Raw genomic sequence first — 14,724 nt, 5'->3', positions numbered from 1 at the left:
CCTACGAGCTGAAATAGCGGCAGCGCGGCACGAATTTCGCTGCCGCTTCTCCGTCGCCCGGGCTTCCGGGCCGGGGGGATGCGCCATGCCGATCAGCCGCCGTCAATTCGTCACTGCACTCGCTGCGGCCGGAGGCCGGAAAGCGGCCTGGAGCGCGATGCGCGCGCTCGGGCTGGTGGCCATGCCGAGCCTTGCCACCACGCCACAACTGACGGCCGGCAGCGGCCGAGGCCGCAAGGTGGTGATCCTCGGCGCCGGCATCGCCGGGCTGGTCTCGGCCTGGGAGCTCGGCAAGGCCGGCTATCAGTGCATCGTGCTGGAAGCGCGGGATCGAGTCGGCGGCCGCAACTGGACGGTGCGCAAGGGCGATCGCATCGAGATGGACGACGGCAGCCGGCAAACCTGCGAGTTCGACGACGGCCACTATTTCAACGCCGGCCCGGCGCGGCTGCCCAGCCATCACCAGACCATCCTCGGCTATTGCCGCGAGTTCGGCGTGGCGCTGGAAGTGGAAGTGAACATGAGCCGCAGCGCGCTGCTGCAATCGGACACCGCCAACGGCGGCAAGCCGATCGAGATGCGCCAGGCGGTGCACGACATGCGCGGCCAGGTCTCCGAGCTGCTGGCCAAGTGCACCAACCAGCACGCGCTCGACCAGGAACTGACCGGGGTCGACATCGAAAGCTTTCTCGGCTTCCTGAGCGGCTACGGCAATCTCGACAAGAACCTGCATTACGCGGGTTCGAGCCGCGCCGGCTACAGCGCCTTTCCCACGGCGGGCGATGCGGTCGGTGTGCTGCGCGAGCCGCTGAGCTTGCCGACCCTGCTCGACCCGGTGTTCTGGCAAGGCCCGATGTTCGACGACACCTTCGAGATGCAGCCGACCATGTTCCAGCCGGTTGGCGGCATGGATCGCATCCCCAAGGCCTTCCACGATCGGCTGAAATCGGTCGTCCGCCTCGGCACCGAGGTGAAGGAAATCCGCAACGGCGATCAGGACGTGAAGATCGTCTACCGCGACAAGAAGACCGGCCGCGTGCAGACGATCACTGCCGACTACTGCATCTGCACCATTCCGCCGCGAGTGCTGGAAAACCTGCCGGCCAATTTCTCGAAGCCGTTTGCCGACGGCATCCGGCAGATTCCTTCAGGCGGCGCGAACAAGATCGCCTGGCAGTCGCCGCGCTTCTGGGAGACCGATCGCCAGATCTACGGCGGCCTGAGTTTCGTCAAGCGCGACGTGCAATTGATCTGGTATCCCAGCGGCGGCTACTTCCAGCCCAGCGGGGTGCTGATCGGCTGCTACAACTTCGACGACGTGGCGCTGCGCTTCATGCAGCAAAGCATTCCCGATCGGCTGCAGGCTTCGCGCGATGCCATCGAAGCGCTGTTTCCCGGACGCTCGCAATTGCTGGCACGCGGCCTCACCGTGGCCTGGAATCACGTGCCCTATAACCTGGCACCGTGGACGCACTGGGAAGAGCCGTACAACGCTGTCTATCGTCTGCTCGACCAGCCGGACGGTCGCGTCTATCTTGCCGGCGAGCACATGAGCCACATCAGCGGCTGGCAGGAAGGCTCGGCGCAATCCGCGCATCGGGTGCTGAAGCTGATCGCCGAACGCAACGCAGCAGCCTGAGCTCAGAACGACAAACGCAAGAACGAGGAGCTAGACCCATGACCAACACTTCCCTGTCCCCACGTCGTCGCGCGCTGTCCTGGCTTGCGGCCGGTGCGCTGCTGTCCGCCGGCTTCGCCGCGCAGGCGCACGACGAAGTCACCCGCACGGCGATCGGCGATCCCAAGTTTCCGATCGCTGCCGCAGTGACCGTGCCGCACGGCTATTCGACGACCTATCTGAGCGGCAACCTGCCCGACGTCGCCAATGCACAGGCGCCGAAGGGAACTGTCGAGGCCTATGGCAATACCGAAACCCAGACCGCTTCGGTGCTGAAGAAGCTGGGCGACACGCTGAAGTCGCTGGGCTTGAGCTACGGCGACGTGGTGTCGGCCACCGTCTATCTGGTCGGCGATCCGGCGAAGGGCGGCGAGATCGATTTCGCCGGCATGAACGCGGCGTTCTCGACGGTGTTCGGCGCGCCTGCACAGCCGAACAAGCCGGCGCGTTCGACGGTCAAGGTTGCGGGTCTGGTGCTGCCGGGCGCGCTGGTCGAGATCGATCTGATCGCCGTGCATCGCCATGGCGGCGACAAGGCCAAGGCGACGCCAGACGCGAAGTGACGGCAGGCTTCAGCCGGGTGCGGTTGCCTGCTCGAGCCGGCCGAGAAAAGACAGCGCCTGCACGCGGCTGACACCGCACATCTCGGCACTGGGCTTGAGCCCCGCGCAGACCGCAGGCCGGCGCGGGTCCCCGAAGATCGCGCAGCGCTCGTCGTCGAGCAATTGGACGCAGCGCACGCCAGCGGGCTTGCCGTGAGGCATGCCAGGGATCGGCGACGAGATCGACGGCGCGATGCAGCAGGCTCCGCAGCCGGCGCGGCAAGTGGTTGGCCTTGCTGGGGCGCCGGCTGCGGAATTCACCAACTTCAGGCCGGCATCCGCTCGAACGCGGGAATGCCTTCCGGCAGCGCATGGAAGCTCTGCTTGTCGATCGTGAAGACCACGAAGTCGGCCTTGCCGAACAGCTCCGGCTTGTCGAGCGAACCGACCTTGACCAGCACGATGCCGGGGATGCCCGGGGCACGTGAAGTGAGCGGCGTGCCACAGGCGCCGCAGAATTCGCGGGTGACCGGCTGGTCCAGATCGCTGCGCTTGAACACCACCGGCTTGCCCTTCACGTACGAAAACTGCGCTTCCGGCAGGCCGACGACGACGTTCGGGCTGCCGCCGCTGATGTACTGGCATTCGCGGCAATGGCACTGCGCACGCAGCTGCGGTTCGGCTTCGGCGCGGTAACGGACGGCACCGCAGTAACAGCCACCTTCAATGTTCATGTCGCTCTCCTCATGGGTCTATTAACAATTACTTTGGTCACTGCGTTGCCGGTCCCAAATAGTCTCACTGGGCCGCCGGGCGAAGCGCGAACCGCGGGCCATAGCCTACCTATGGTCAAGGTTCGCAACGAAGTCCCGGCGACTTTTTGGCCGCAACCCGAAGGGGCAGGGCCGTTTTTGCCCATTGCTGCCTCTCTCGTCGCGTCAATGGGTCGGCCATTGACCGCTCCTCGTTCGTTGCACTGGGCAAAAACGACCTCCGCCGCAGCGATCAAAGTAATTGCTAATAGACCTTGGTTTTTCGAGTCCTGGAAGTATGCCCGGCAGCATCCATTTCGGCTTGTCCGGCTGTGCACTTTTCGGCAGCCGTTTCGCGCAGGATTTCGGCGAGCCTGAGCAGGCCGGGGCCGGCGTAGTCTCGATCGGCAAAGATCAGATACAAGGTGAGATGCCGCTCTGCACCGTCGCGCAGAGGCAGGGCCTTGAGCCGGCCGGCGGTAAGTTCATCGGTGATCTTTTCCTCCGGGAACCAAGCGAATCCGTAGCCCATCGCCACCGCCTGGATCGAGGTCGACATCTGGCTGACCACCCAGCGCTGCTTGGCATCGTGCGAAACCTGGCCGGGATCACGAGCGGCGCCGGAATCGCGGACCACGAGATGACGGTGATTGCGCAGATCGGTCGAGGTCAGCGGTCGACCGAACTGGTGCAGCGGGTGATCCGGATGCGCCACAGCCAGGAACTTGAGCGGCATCAGCGGCTCGCCGAGAAAGCCCTGCGGAATCACCGGCGCGATCGCCAGATCGACCCGGCCAGTCAGCAGCGCTTCGGAAGTGCCGCCGATCACCGACTCGATCAACTCGATGCGCGTATGCGGGCTGACCTCGCCGAACGCCGCCAGCGCCGGCAGCAGCACCCGATTCGGGAAGATCACTTCCACCGCCAGCCGCAGCTCGGCTTCCCAGCCAGCGGATAGCTGGCCGGCGGCGCGCTCCAGTCCGGCGGCTTCATCGAGCAGCGCCTTGGCGCGGCGATAAAGCAACTGGCCGGTGGCGGTCAACACCGCTTTGCGTCCCTGCACCTCGAAGGCCTTGACGCCGAGACGGGATTCGATCTGCTGCACCGCGTAGGTGATCGCCGACTGGCTCTTGTGCAGCGCCTCGGCAGCCTGCGCGTAGCCGCCGGAATCGACGACCTGCAGCAGCGCGCGCCATTGCTCGAGGGTGATACGAGGCGTCGCCATGGCGAACTCTATGATCGAATGATTCGATGATTAAGCGCGAAAACTTATGCTTTTTTATCTCATCAATCAATCGTCAAATGCGTGCACCGAAACACCGCCCCCAATGCACCGCTTCAGGAGACGTACGATGACCACCCTGCTCCAGATCAACGCCAGCCTGTTCGCCGGCCACGGCCAGTCCAGCCAGCTTGCCGACCGCTTCGTCGCCACTTATCTCGCCGCCCATCCGGGCAGCAGCAAGGTGGTGCGCGATGTCGCCAGCGATCCCGTGCCGCATCTCGACGGCCGCCGCTTCGCCGCTTTCACCACGCCGGCTGCCGAGCGCACCGCCGAGCAGAAGACCGTCATCGCCTACTCCGATGCCCTGATCGCCGAGTTGAAGTCCGCCGACGTGCTGGTGATCGGCCTGCCGATGTACAACTTCGGCGTGCCCTCGCAGCTGAAGAGCTGGATCGACCACATCGCCCGCGCCGGTGAAACCTTCCGCTACACCGCCGAAGGCCCGGTAGGCCTGGTGACCGGCAAGAAGGTCTATGTATTCGCGACGCGCGGCGGCCTGTACGTCGGCACTCCGCTCGACACCCAGACCAGCTACGTGCGGGACTTCCTGAACTTCATCGGCATCACCGACATCGAGTTCGTCTACGCCGAAGGGATCGCCTATGGTCCGGAGCAGAAGGACGCCGCGATCGCCAAGGCCAACGACGCCATCGCCAAGCTGGCCGCCTGACCCTCAACCCACACGAACGAGCACCCGAAACCATGAACAAGACCTACCCTGCCATTGAACTCGCCGGCCGCATCCTGCTGGCGCTGATGTTCCTGCTGGCCGGCATTTCCAAGATCACCGGCTATGCCGGCACTGCCGCCTACATGGCTTCGGCCGGCGTGCCTGGCGCGCTGTTGCCGCTGGTGATTGCGCTGGAAGTCGGCGGCGCGCTGGCGATCATCGTCGGCTTCCAGACCCGCCTCGTGGCGCTGGCGCTGGCCGGTTTCTCGGTCGTCGCCGCGGCCCTGTTCCATTCGAATTTCGCCGATCAGATGCAGATGACCATGTTCCTGAAGAACGTGTCGGTGGCCGGCGGCTTCCTGATCCTGGCTGCCAACGGCCCGGGCGCCTTGAGCCTGGATGCGAAGCGCAAGGCCTGAGCCGCGACCCGACACTGCGGCGCCATCGTCACCCGGCGATGGCGCCGTCCCCACAGATACTTTTCCGATCCCGGAGACTTCCATGAGCACTCGCACCCTGCAGCACGTGATCCCGTCGATCCCGACCAGCGATGGCGCCGGGGTCAAGCTGCGCCGCTCGATCGGCGCCCAGCGCGGCCTGTATCTGGACCCGTTCCTGATGCTCGACGAGTTCGGTACCGACAACCCCGGCGACTACATCGCCGGCTTCCCGTCCCATCCGCATCGCGGCTTCCAGACCGTTACCTACATGCTCGATGGCCGCATGCAGCATCGCGATCATCTGGGCAATGTCGGTGATCTCGGCCCCGGCGGCGTGCAGTGGATGAGCGCCGGCCGTGGCGTTATCCATTCCGAGATGCCGCTGCAGGAAAGCGGGCGGATGCGCGGCTTCCAGTTGTGGATCAACCTGCCGGGCAAGGACAAGTTGCAGCCGGCCTGGTACCGGGATATTCCGGCGGCCGAGATTCCGGTCGCTGCACTACCCGATGGCGGCACGATCAAGGTGATCGCCGGCTCGGTGCAGCTTGGCGCGCAGACGCTCGATGGGCCGATCAATGGCTCGGCACAGCGGCTATCCACCGATCCGCTGTACATCGATCTCGATCTGCCTGCTGGTGCCCGCCATCAGCAGGCGATCGGCTCCGGCCACAACGCTTTCATCTACACCTACGAAGGCAGCGTGACCATCGGTGACGGTGCGACTGCGAAAGCGCTGCCGGCGCAGGCGGCTGGCGTGCTGACGCCGGGCGAGCAGGTGACCATCGTCGCCGGTGCCCAGGGTGCGCGACTGGTGCTGATCGCCGGCCAGCCGATCCGCGAGCCGGTGGTGCAGTACGGTCCGTTCGTGATGAATACCCGCGAGGAGATCGAGCAGGCAATTCGCGATTACAACGATGGCACCCTGACCCAGGCAGCGGCCTAGGCTGCCATCGGGCGCCAGCTGACCAGCGCGTCGACCAGCCGTCGCAGCACCGCCTGCAGCGGCTCGGCGCGCGCCGGGTTCCAGTCCTGCGGGTTGGCTTCGTCGAGATAGCCGGCCTGGACGATCTCCAGGTGCAGCGCGTGCAGGCCCATCTCCGGAATGCCGTAGTTGTGCGCGCTGTAGCCGCCTTTGACGATACCGTCGATGCTCAGCGAATAGGTCGGATCGGCATCGAGCGCGACGACCGCAGCCTGGCGCAGCGAGGGATCGCAGCTGCGGCCGTTGCAACTGCCGAGATTCAGATCCGGCAGCCGCCCGGTGAACAGGCGCGGCACTTCGGCGCGTATCGAATGGGCATCGAGCAGGACCGCGTGGCCGTGCCGGCCGTGCACGGCGGCGATCTGCTCGGCCAGCGTGTCGTGGTAGGGCTCCCAGTAGCGCTGACGGCGATCGTCGATCTGCGAAGCATCCGGCACGCAACCGGGACGGTAGATGTCGTCATAGGAGAAGGTGGTGTCGGCCACCAGCCCGGTCAGGTCGACGCCGGGGTAATGCGAGGCCCCGCCCGGATCACGATTCAGATCGACCACGTAGCGCGAATGCGTGGCTGCCATCAGGGTGGCGCCCGAGTACACGGCGAAATGAAACAGGAACGGCAGGTGCCAATCGGTATCGGGCAACGGCCGGGCCGCGTCGCTGAGCCGCTCCGCATAACCCGGCGGCAAGCTGGTGCCCGCGTGCGGAATGTTGATGATCAGCGGCGACTGACCGCGGATCAGCAGCTGCAGCGGGGCGGTCATCTAGACCCCGGCTCCACACAAGGGCGCGCGCGATTTCACGCAAGCAGCCTTTTCATCACTTGGCGATAGCGGGCGAAACTCGCCGCTGCCTGAGGATGCTGACCATCACGCACCACCCAGCGGCCGGCGACCATGACATCGCGCACCGGCTGACGCGCCGGGCCGAAGATCGCGGCGTCGAGCAGGCCGTCGTGGCGTTGTTCGGCGAGTGCGGGATCGTCATCGTTGAGCACCAGCCAGTCGGCCCGGCTGCCCACTGCCAGGCTGCCGACCGGCTGGCCGATCGCCTGGGCACCACCGGCTGCGGTGATCCGGTAAAGATGGCCGCCGAGCGAATCGCCGATGCCCTTGGCGAGCACGTTGCGGCGTTCGAAGCGCAGGCGCTGGCCGTATTCGAACAGCTTCAGTTCGAGGAACGGATCGACGCCGACATGGCTGTCGCTGCCGATGCCGATGCGGCCGCCGGCCCGGAGATAGGGCACGGCATTGAAGAAGCCGTCGCCGAGGTCGCCTTCGGTAGTCGGGCACAAGCCGGCGACGACGCCGGTACGCGCCAGGCGCTCGGCTTCGACGATCTCGGTATGGGTGGCGTGCAGCAGGCACCAGCGGCCGTCGAGGGCAATGTGATCGAGCAGCCAGGCCACCGGACGCTGGCCGGACCAGGCCAGGCAGTCGTTCACTTCCTTGAGCTGCGCGGCCAGGTTCAGGTGGATCGGCATGCCCGGCTGCAGACTGTCGGCGAGACCGACGGCCGCCGTGAGCTGCGCCGGCGTCACCGCGCGCAGGCTGTGCGGCGCAATGCCGATGCGCTGGGCCGGATGACCCTGCACGGCTTTCATCAGCGCTTCGACGATCTGCCCGTAACCTGCCGCGTCATTGATGAAACGCCGCTGACCGATGGTCGGCGGCGTGCCGCCGAAGTTGTCGTGTGCATACAGCACCGGCAGCAAAGTCTGGGCGATGCCGGTGGCGTCGGCCGCCGCCAGCAGGCGCTCGCCGACTTCGGCACGGTTGGCATACGGCCTGCCGCCGGCGTCGTGATGCAGGTAGTGGAACTCGGCGACGCTGGTGTAGCCGGCGCGCAGCATCTCGATGTAGACCTGCGTGGCGATCGCTTCGACATCATCCGGCCGCAGGCCTTCGAGGAAGCGGTACATCAGCTTGCGCCAGGACCAGAAGCTGTCGCCCTGCGGGCCGCCCTTCTCGGTAAGCCCTGCCATGCCGCGCTGGAACGCGTTCGAGTGCAGGCAGGGCATGCCCGGCACGACGGCGCCATTGAGAACTTCGGCATCACCGATGTCGGCGGCCGCGGCACTCGGCGTGATCGTGGTGATCAGGCCATCGGCGGCGACCTCGAACAGAACCTGGTCGTTCCAGCCGGTGGCGAGCAAGGCAGACGGCGCGAGGTAGCGGGACATGGTGGGTTGCAGGTCGGTTGAGGGCGGTCGAATTCGGGTTCGCTGGCGGCGAAGATTACGCAATCCGGAGGTGCGCCGCCTGCGCGTCGATCACCTGGTTCTGACGGTTCATGCTGTGCTCTGCAAACTGCAGCAATCCAGCATATTGAGGCCAAGCGTCGTTTACATGAAGACTGGTTCACCCTAACCAGGTCACCCCGCGCCGCAAGGGTAAATGCCGCTCCGTCCTGTACGGCTAAATCGGTTCAGGCCGGTGCTGCCGCTGCTGCGGCTTAGCTAGCCAATCTCAGAATTCAGAACATCGAGTCCGCGACATAGGGGTTCTGTTTCCGCTCGGCACCGAACGTCGACATCGGCCCGTGGCCGGGCACGAACTGGGTGTCATCACCGAGCGGGAACAGGCGGGTGCGAATCGCCTTAATCAGATCGGCGTGATTGCCGCGCGGGAAATCGGTGCGGCCGATCGAGTTCTGGAAGATCACGTCGCCAACCAGCGCCAGCCGCGAGGCCGGGTGATGAAACACGACATGGCCCGGCGTATGACCCGGGCAATGCAGCACGTCGAGCGTCAATGAGCCGAGCGTCACCGTGTCGCCCTGCTGCAGCCAGCGGTCCGGCACGAAGCTGCGCGTCGGCGGGAAGCCGTACTGCTTGGCGGCGTCCGGCATGCCATCGATCCAGAACGCATCGTCCGGATGCGGGCCTTCGATCGGCAGCTTGAGCTTTTCCGCGATCTCGGCAACCGCGCCGGCATGATCGAGATGGCCATGGGTCACCAGCAGCTTGACCAGCTTGATGCCGTGCGCGGCAACCCGAGCCAGCAGGCGCTCGGCTTCACCGCCGGCGTCGACCAAGGCACCCTCCATGGTCAGCGGATCCCAGATCAGCGAGCAGTTCTGCTGGAACGGCGTCACCGGAATGATCTCGCCACGCAACAGCGCCTCGGGCTTGGCGGGCTCGCTCATCGCTTGCCCTCCGGAGCTTCGTTGCCAAGCTGATGGCCGGCCTGGGCTGAAAGCTGCGCCACGGCCGCCAGCAGTTCGCGACTGCTGCCGCTGTACGGGAATGAAAAGCGGATGCCATCGGCTTCGAAGCGCCGGACGATAGTCAGCAGCACTTGCTGGCGGGTATTCATGTAAAGCCCGTAGTCCGGATCGATCATCCAGTAGACCAGCTCGAATTGGTAAGCGCCGCCGACCAGCGCCTTCAGATGGGCGCGGTCGACGCGCGTCTTGTCCTGACTGGCGACGATGTCGCGCAGCATGGCGGGAATTTTTTCGACGACATCGACCGGCGTGGCGAACTCGACATCGACGGTCATCACCACGCGGCGCTCGTACATGCGCTTGTAGTTGCGCAGGCGCGCCTTGAGCAGATCGCTGTTCGAGAAGATCAGCTGCTCGCCGGTGTCCGCGCGCAGGCGCGTGGTCTTCAGACCCACGTGCTCGACAGTGCCCGAGAAACCGTCGACCGCCATCGCATCGCCGATCACGAACGGCTTGTCGACGACGATCGACAAGGACGCAAACAGATCGCCCAGGATGTTCTGCACCGCCAGCGCCACCGCGATGCCGCCGATACCCAAGGACGCGACCAGCGCGGTGACATTGATGCCGAGGTTGTCGAGGATGAACAGCAACATCACCATCCACAGCAGCAGCTTGCCGATGAAATTCAGGGCCGACAGGCTGGTAGCGGTGCCGACATCGTGCTGTTCGGCGCGGACCCGCGAGGCGGCGACCCAGAAATCGAGGATCGCCCCCAGCCACATGCCGACCTGCAGCAGCACTGCCGCGGTGACGATGCGATCGAGGATCAGCGCGGTCTTCTTGCCAAGCTCCAGATACTGGCTGCCGAAGTACAGCGCGACGAAGACGATCAGCCACAGCTTGGTCGACTCGACGGCGTTGATCAGCGCCGGGTCCATCTTCGTCGCCTTCGGCCGCTGCCAGTTCGATAGCCAGCGGATCAGCAGCCGCTGCACGCCGAACACCACGAGCACGATGGCCAGCGCCACGGCGACGGCGACCAGCCAGTCGCTAAGTGGGTTGCGAACCAGCACGCGGTCGAGCGTGCTGAGGTAGGAGATCAGGTCATTCATCGAATCGAAGTGGGTTCAAGGATCAGCGTGCGGGCCTTAGCGGCTGCGTGGCCAGCCAGTTGGCGAAGCCCGCTTCATCGAGCAGGCCTTCGGCGAGTTGGACCATGTGTTCGACCATGTCCGGGGATGGAACCGGCATCGGGATGCCGTTCAGCCGCATGAACAGCAGCGCTGCGAACAGTCCGGTGCGCTTGTTCGCATCGATGAACGGATGGTTGCGGGCAATGCCGTAAGCGTAAGCCGCGGCCAGCTGATGCGGATCGGTCTCACCATCCGCAAACTTGTTTTGCGGCCGCGCCAGCGCGGAGTCGGGCAAGCCGGAATCGCGAATGCCCGCAGCCCCGCCATGCACGGCCAACTGGTGATCGTGCATGGCGATGACCACGGCTCTTTCGAGAAAGATCATCGGCCTTTCAACGCTTCGCCAGCGCCCTCAGTACATCGCGGTATTCACTCGCGACTTCTTCGGCCACTTTCATCTGCTCGGCAAAGCCTTCATCGAACGGCGTGATCCGGAACGAACCATCCGGCGCCTTGGTGGCGAATACCGAATCGCCCTGCTTGAGGCCCAGTTCGATCATCATCTCCTTCGGTAGCAACACGCCAGACGAGGAACCGACGGCGCGGACTTTCAGTTCATACATGGCTGGACCTCTGATCGATGAAGAATGTTGATACAGAAATTATAATCTTTCCTGCCAAACAACGGTCATCACCGACCCCGCTTTTACCGACCAACTCCCACGCAATGATCAATCTCCCCGCCAGCCCCGCCCGTCGCGCCGGCCTGATCTTCACTTTCCTGTGGTTCCTGATCGGCGGCATCGGCCACTTCGCCGCAGCCGGATTCTTCGCCTCGATCGTGCCGCCGTGGGTGCCGGAACCGTTGCTGGTCGTCTACCTCAGCGGCGTGGTTGAACTGGCGCTCGCCGCGCAGCTGATCCCGCTGAGGACGCGGCCGCTCGCCGGTGCCGCGCTGATCCTGCTGATCGTCGCGGTGACGCCGGCGAATGTCTGGATGCTGCAGCAGCAGGCGACGCTGTTCCCGCAGTTCCCGGTCTGGCTGCTGTCGTTGCGCCTGGTGATCCAGGTCGCCTTGATCGCCAACGTCTGGTGGAGCACACGGCCCGAGCCTCAGCGCACGTCGCCATCCAGATAGAACCAGCGGCCGCCTTCGCGAATGAAGCGGCTGGTCTCGTGCAGACGCACGGCGCTGCCGCCGCCGAGGCGGTAACGGGCGACGAATTCGACGATCGCCCGGTCTTCGCCGGTCTGCTGGTGCTGGCGTATCTGCAGGCCCAGCCATCGGGTCGGCGGCGTGGTCGCCAGATTCAGGTCGTCCGCACGCGTGCGCGGATGCCAGGTCGCCAGCAGGTAATCCTTGAGCAGCAGCACATAGGCGCTGTAGCGCGAGCGCATCAGTGCTTCGGCAGTCTCGGCGACGAATCCGTCATGCAGCGGGCCGCAGCAGCCGCCGTAATGCCGGCCGCTGTCGCAGGGGCAGGCATCACCGATCATCGATTCGCTCCGCGCTGCCAGATCAGGCAGCGGTTATTGGCCGGCATCGCTCTGTCCTCGACCAGCCGCAGGCCGATCGCCGAAGCCAGTGCGTCAATCCATTCGAAGTCGCGAATGCCGCTGGCCGGATTGCCGCTGCGCAGGCTGGCATCGAAGGCGACATTGCTGGCGCTGGTGTGCTGACCGTCGTATCGGAACGGGCCGTAGATCGACAGCACCGCATCATCACCGAGCACGGCTGGCAGCTTCGCGAACAGCAACTCGACTTCCGCCGCACTCATGATGTGCAGCGTGTTGGCGCTGTAGACGGCATCGAACAGCGCTTCCGGGAAAGCGCCGTTGACATCGAGCGCCAGCGGCGCCGGCGTGTTCGGCAAGGCTGCTTCATCAAGCCAGGCGCGAATGCCCGGAAGATAGGGCGCGCGGTCCGCGCATTGCCAGTTCAGCTGCGGCAGTGCCGCCGCGAAATGCACCGCATGCTGGCCGGTGCCGCTGCCGATTTCCAGCACCTGCCGGCGATCGGCGAAGTGCTCGAGCAACACCGCGAGGATCGGCTCGCGGTTGCGTTCGCAGGCGGGGGAATACGGCTTTTCGACCATGGCAGCAGTGATTGCGAGTTCAGGGCCGGCAGCATAGCGAAACGCTTTTTGCGTACCATCCAACGACCGCCGACTTTGAGCCCCAACCCTGTGATGACTTGCGCCTGAATCCGCTGAACGACGAAGACCTGCTGCGCGCCATCGGCTGGAACGCGCATTGCGCCGCCGCCCTCGCCGCGCTCGTCAACCCGCAGGGCCGGCCGGCGCGGATCATCGAGCAGCATCGCGGCCATCTCGTCGTTCACGATGGCCAGCGTGGCCACAAGGCGAAAACGCTGACTGCGCTGTTCGATCGCCTGGAAATCACCGGCGACGGTCTGGCCGTTGGCGACTGGGTGCTGATCGCCGAGGAAGGCGGCAGCCTCTACGTCCACGAGCATCTGCCGCGCGCCAGCCTGCTGCTGCGCAGCCGCGGCGACAACGGCGTGCAGCGGATCGCCGCGAACATCGACACCGCGCTGCTGGTGATGGCGCTGGACAATGATTTCAGCCCGAACCGTCTCGAACGCTATCTGCTGATGGTGCGTGCGGCGAACGTCACGCCCGTGGTGATCCTGACCAAGCCGGACCGGGCGACCGACATCGACGCGCAGCGTGCCGAAGTAGCGGCACTGGCCGGACCGGCAACGCCGCTGTTCGTGCTCGATGCGCGCATCGCCAGCGCGCAGCAGACCCTGGCGCCGTGGCTGGCCGCGGGCCAGACCTTGGTGCTGCTCGGCTCATCTGGCGTCGGCAAGTCGACCCTGGTCAACAGCCTGATGGGCAATGAACTGGAGCGCACCGGTGCGACGCGCGCCTACGACGATCGCGGCCGCCATACGACGACTTCACGCAGCCTGCGCACCTTGCCGCAGGGCGCCTGCCTGATCGACACACCCGGCGTGCGCGAGCTGAAACTCGGCGGCGAAGAAGACGTCACCGCCGATGCTTTCGAGGACATCGCCGAACTGGCGCACAGCTGCCGCTTCCGCGACTGCAGCCACGGCAACGAGCCGGGCTGCGCGGTGGTCGCCGGCCTGCCGCCGGAGCGGCTCGACAACTACCGCAAGCTGCGCGACGAACTGGCCGCCACCCAGAAACGGCGACTGGAAGCCGCCAGCGTGCCGATGCCGACGCGGCGTTCGAAGAAGCGCTAAGCAGCGTCTAAGGTCTGGGTGCCAGTCCACGTAGCGCCCGGTGCTAGGGTCACCGGACAACCCACCACGGCCGCTTCGATGCACAGCATCCGCAGGTAGCCCTGCGGATCGAGATCGCTAAGTGCTGCGCCTTTCGCAGCGCCTGGATTCCAGACCACGGTGTCGCAGAAGCCCTGCTGACCGATGCGCAAGCTGGCACGCGGCTCGCGCAGCAGCAGTTCGCTCGGTGCATCGAAATAGATGCGATCGACCTCGCCCTCGATGGCGACTTCGTGGCTCGCTTCCAGACGCACGACGCTGCCGTTCGCGCTATCGCGATAACGCAGACCCTGCAGGCCGAGCACGCGGACAGCGCCGAGATCCTCGACCGCCAGATAGGTGTGCAAGGCCGCGGTGAAGGTGAAGGCTTCGGTGCCGCGATTGCGCACCGACAAGCTCACCGACAGCTGCGCGCCGCCGATCGTCGCCAGCAGTTCGGCGACGAAAGCCTGTGGCCAGATCGCGCGCGTCTGGTCGCTGTCTTCGAGGCGGAAGCGCACCGACAATCCGCCGCCATCAACCGGCCCGGCGTCGACGAACGACCATGACGCCGTCCGCGCGAAGCCGTGCTTGGGCAGCGGGCCTTCCGCCGCAAACTGCGGAAAGATCACCGGAATGCCGCCGCGGATCGCGGCCGTCGGCCGGTAGTCGGTCAGACCGCTGAGATACAGGCGCTCAAGCCCGTCGACCGGCGTCCACGAGGTGATGTGAGCCCCGTGACGATGGACGCTGATGCGGGCGCCATCGGCGGCGGCGAGGTTCAGGATGGCGGCGTTGGCGTCGGCTTGGTTCATGGGAGCGCA

At 65.5% G+C, this 14,724-nt stretch carries 19 protein-coding genes; 7 read left to right on the top strand and 12 right to left on the bottom strand.

Annotation, left to right across the window (positions count from 1 at the left end; genetic code table 11):
* Positions 1-85 precede the first annotated feature (85 nt).
* Together G513_RS0119120 and G513_RS24145 are read left to right on the top strand one after the other, a co-directional pair.
* Positions 86-1,639, top strand: a complete 1,554-nt coding sequence (locus G513_RS0119120; protein ID WP_022978472.1) for a flavin monoamine oxidase family protein — start codon at positions 86-88, stop codon at positions 1,637-1,639.
* A gap of 38 nt (positions 1,640-1,677) precedes the next feature.
* Positions 1,678-2,241 (top strand): RidA family protein, encoded by a 564-nt coding sequence (locus G513_RS24145; protein WP_022978471.1) that lies wholly within the window; start codon positions 1,678-1,680, stop codon positions 2,239-2,241.
* A gap of 9 nt (positions 2,242-2,250) precedes the next feature.
* On the opposite strand, the gene G513_RS26505 is transcribed toward G513_RS24145, so the two are convergent.
* From G513_RS26505 to G513_RS24140, 3 genes are all read right to left on the bottom strand, one after another.
* A complete protein-coding gene (locus G513_RS26505; RefSeq protein ID WP_028475786.1) occupies positions 2,251-2,550 on the bottom strand; it encodes a YkgJ family cysteine cluster protein in 300 nt (99 codons plus the stop codon).
* Positions 2,547-2,954, bottom strand: coding sequence for a GFA family protein (locus G513_RS0119105; RefSeq protein ID WP_022978469.1), 408 nt, complete (start codon positions 2,952-2,954; stop codon positions 2,547-2,549). The genes G513_RS26505 and G513_RS0119105 overlap by 4 nt, the downstream gene beginning before the upstream one ends.
* Before the next feature lie 283 nt (positions 2,955-3,237).
* The gene (locus tag G513_RS24140) at positions 3,238-4,197 is read right to left on the bottom strand and encodes a LysR family transcriptional regulator (protein WP_022978468.1); all 960 of its coding nucleotides are present in this window, start codon (positions 4,195-4,197) and stop codon (positions 3,238-3,240) included.
* Between the two features lie 127 nt (positions 4,198-4,324).
* On the opposite strand from G513_RS24140, the gene G513_RS0119095 reads away from it, so the two are divergent.
* The 3 genes from G513_RS0119095 (at position 4,325) to G513_RS0119085 (ending at position 6,310) form a co-directional block, all read left to right on the top strand.
* Positions 4,325-4,927, top strand: coding sequence for an FMN-dependent NADH-azoreductase (locus G513_RS0119095; protein ID WP_022978467.1), 603 nt, complete (start codon positions 4,325-4,327; stop codon positions 4,925-4,927).
* 32 nt (positions 4,928-4,959) lie between these two features.
* On the top strand, positions 4,960-5,346 hold the full coding sequence (locus G513_RS0119090; protein ID WP_022978466.1) for a DoxX family protein: 387 nt from the start codon (positions 4,960-4,962) through the stop codon (positions 5,344-5,346).
* 82 nt (positions 5,347-5,428) lie between these two features.
* A complete protein-coding gene (locus tag G513_RS0119085) occupies positions 5,429-6,310 on the top strand; it encodes a pirin family protein (protein ID WP_022978465.1) in 882 nt (293 codons plus the stop codon).
* On the opposite strand, the gene hutG is transcribed toward G513_RS0119085, so the two are convergent.
* The 6 genes from hutG to G513_RS0119050 form a co-directional block, all read right to left on the bottom strand.
* Positions 6,307-7,110, bottom strand: a complete 804-nt coding sequence (hutG, locus tag G513_RS0119080) for an N-formylglutamate deformylase (protein ID WP_022978464.1) — start codon at positions 7,108-7,110, stop codon at positions 6,307-6,309. The genes G513_RS0119085 and hutG overlap by 4 nt on opposite strands.
* 35 nt (positions 7,111-7,145) lie before the next feature.
* The gene (locus G513_RS0119075; RefSeq protein WP_022978463.1) at positions 7,146-8,528 is read right to left on the bottom strand and encodes a formimidoylglutamate deiminase; all 1,383 of its coding nucleotides are present in this window, start codon (positions 8,526-8,528) and stop codon (positions 7,146-7,148) included.
* Between the two features lie 293 nt (positions 8,529-8,821).
* A complete protein-coding gene (locus G513_RS0119065) occupies positions 8,822-9,493 on the bottom strand; it encodes an MBL fold metallo-hydrolase (RefSeq protein WP_022978462.1) in 672 nt (223 codons plus the stop codon).
* Positions 9,490-10,629, bottom strand: coding sequence for a mechanosensitive ion channel family protein (locus G513_RS24135; protein ID WP_022978461.1), 1,140 nt, complete (start codon positions 10,627-10,629; stop codon positions 9,490-9,492). Before G513_RS24135 ends, G513_RS0119065 begins: the two co-directional genes overlap by 4 nt.
* Positions 10,630-10,651: 22 nt before the next feature.
* The gene (locus tag G513_RS0119055; RefSeq protein WP_022978460.1) at positions 10,652-11,035 is read right to left on the bottom strand and encodes a type II toxin-antitoxin system death-on-curing family toxin; all 384 of its coding nucleotides are present in this window, start codon (positions 11,033-11,035) and stop codon (positions 10,652-10,654) included.
* 7 nt (positions 11,036-11,042) lie between these two features.
* Positions 11,043-11,273: an AbrB/MazE/SpoVT family DNA-binding domain-containing protein gene (locus G513_RS0119050; protein WP_022978459.1), complete on the bottom strand. Its 231-nt coding sequence runs from the start codon at positions 11,271-11,273 to the stop codon at positions 11,043-11,045.
* A 104-nt stretch (positions 11,274-11,377) separates the two neighbouring features.
* Between G513_RS0119050 and G513_RS0119045 the strand changes: the two genes are divergently transcribed.
* Positions 11,378-11,788 carry a DoxX family protein gene (locus G513_RS0119045; protein ID WP_022978458.1) on the top strand — a complete coding sequence of 137 codons (411 nt, stop codon included), beginning with the start codon at positions 11,378-11,380 and terminating at the stop codon, positions 11,786-11,788.
* Here the strand turns inward: G513_RS0119045 and G513_RS0119040 are convergent.
* Complete coding sequence (locus G513_RS0119040) at positions 11,764-12,147, bottom strand: YchJ family protein (protein ID WP_022978457.1); 384 nt, start codon at positions 12,145-12,147, stop codon at positions 11,764-11,766. The two genes, G513_RS0119045 and G513_RS0119040, sit on opposite strands and share 25 nt — an antisense overlap.
* Entirely contained in the window at positions 12,144-12,746 is a 603-nt protein-coding gene (locus tag G513_RS0119035; RefSeq protein WP_022978456.1) for a DUF938 domain-containing protein, read from the bottom strand. Before G513_RS0119035 ends, G513_RS0119040 begins: the two co-directional genes overlap by 4 nt.
* A gap of 98 nt (positions 12,747-12,844) precedes the next feature.
* Between G513_RS0119035 and rsgA the strand changes: the two genes are divergently transcribed.
* The gene (gene rsgA / locus G513_RS0119030; protein WP_022978455.1) at positions 12,845-13,882 is read left to right on the top strand and encodes a ribosome small subunit-dependent GTPase A; all 1,038 of its coding nucleotides are present in this window, start codon (positions 12,845-12,847) and stop codon (positions 13,880-13,882) included.
* On the opposite strand, the gene G513_RS0119025 is transcribed toward rsgA, so the two are convergent.
* Positions 13,879-14,715 (bottom strand): D-hexose-6-phosphate mutarotase, encoded by an 837-nt coding sequence (locus tag G513_RS0119025; protein WP_022978454.1) that lies wholly within the window; start codon positions 14,713-14,715, stop codon positions 13,879-13,881. The genes rsgA and G513_RS0119025 overlap by 4 nt on opposite strands.
* Positions 14,716-14,724 lie beyond the last annotated feature (9 nt).

The organism is Nevskia ramosa DSM 11499, from assembly GCF_000420645.1.
Classification (GTDB): Bacteria; Pseudomonadota; Gammaproteobacteria; order Nevskiales; family Nevskiaceae; genus Nevskia; species Nevskia ramosa.
Note: the sequence above shows the minus strand (reverse complement) of the source record. Positions and strands in the feature narration are given on the sequence as shown.

Coding starts and splice junctions, on each gene's coding strand:
- hutG (WP_022978464.1), bottom strand. CDS start 7,110: ATGACCGCCCCGCTGCAGCTGCTGATCCGCGGTCAGTCGCCGCTGATC.
- G513_RS24145 (WP_022978471.1), top strand. CDS start 1,678: ATGACCAACACTTCCCTGTCCCCACGTCGTCGCGCGCTGTCCTGGCTT.
- G513_RS0119120 (WP_022978472.1), top strand. CDS start 86: ATGCCGATCAGCCGCCGTCAATTCGTCACTGCACTCGCTGCGGCCGGA.
- G513_RS0119045 (WP_022978458.1), top strand. CDS start 11,378: ATGATCAATCTCCCCGCCAGCCCCGCCCGTCGCGCCGGCCTGATCTTC.
- G513_RS0119090 (WP_022978466.1), top strand. CDS start 4,960: ATGAACAAGACCTACCCTGCCATTGAACTCGCCGGCCGCATCCTGCTG.
- G513_RS0119075 (WP_022978463.1), bottom strand. CDS start 8,528: ATGTCCCGCTACCTCGCGCCGTCTGCCTTGCTCGCCACCGGCTGGAAC.
- G513_RS0119065 (WP_022978462.1), bottom strand. CDS start 9,493: ATGAGCGAGCCCGCCAAGCCCGAGGCGCTGTTGCGTGGCGAGATCATT.
- G513_RS0119105 (WP_022978469.1), bottom strand. CDS start 2,954: ATGAACATTGAAGGTGGCTGTTACTGCGGTGCCGTCCGTTACCGCGCC.
- G513_RS24140 (WP_022978468.1), bottom strand. CDS start 4,197: ATGGCGACGCCTCGTATCACCCTCGAGCAATGGCGCGCGCTGCTGCAG.
- G513_RS0119040 (WP_022978457.1), bottom strand. CDS start 12,147: ATGATCGGTGATGCCTGCCCCTGCGACAGCGGCCGGCATTACGGCGGC.
- G513_RS0119050 (WP_022978459.1), bottom strand. CDS start 11,273: ATGTATGAACTGAAAGTCCGCGCCGTCGGTTCCTCGTCTGGCGTGTTG.
- G513_RS0119055 (WP_022978460.1), bottom strand. CDS start 11,035: ATGATCTTTCTCGAAAGAGCCGTGGTCATCGCCATGCACGATCACCAG.
- G513_RS0119035 (WP_022978456.1), bottom strand. CDS start 12,746: ATGGTCGAAAAGCCGTATTCCCCCGCCTGCGAACGCAACCGCGAGCCG.
- G513_RS24135 (WP_022978461.1), bottom strand. CDS start 10,629: ATGAATGACCTGATCTCCTACCTCAGCACGCTCGACCGCGTGCTGGTT.
- G513_RS0119095 (WP_022978467.1), top strand. CDS start 4,325: ATGACCACCCTGCTCCAGATCAACGCCAGCCTGTTCGCCGGCCACGGC.
- G513_RS0119085 (WP_022978465.1), top strand. CDS start 5,429: ATGAGCACTCGCACCCTGCAGCACGTGATCCCGTCGATCCCGACCAGC.
- G513_RS0119025 (WP_022978454.1), bottom strand. CDS start 14,715: ATGAACCAAGCCGACGCCAACGCCGCCATCCTGAACCTCGCCGCCGCC.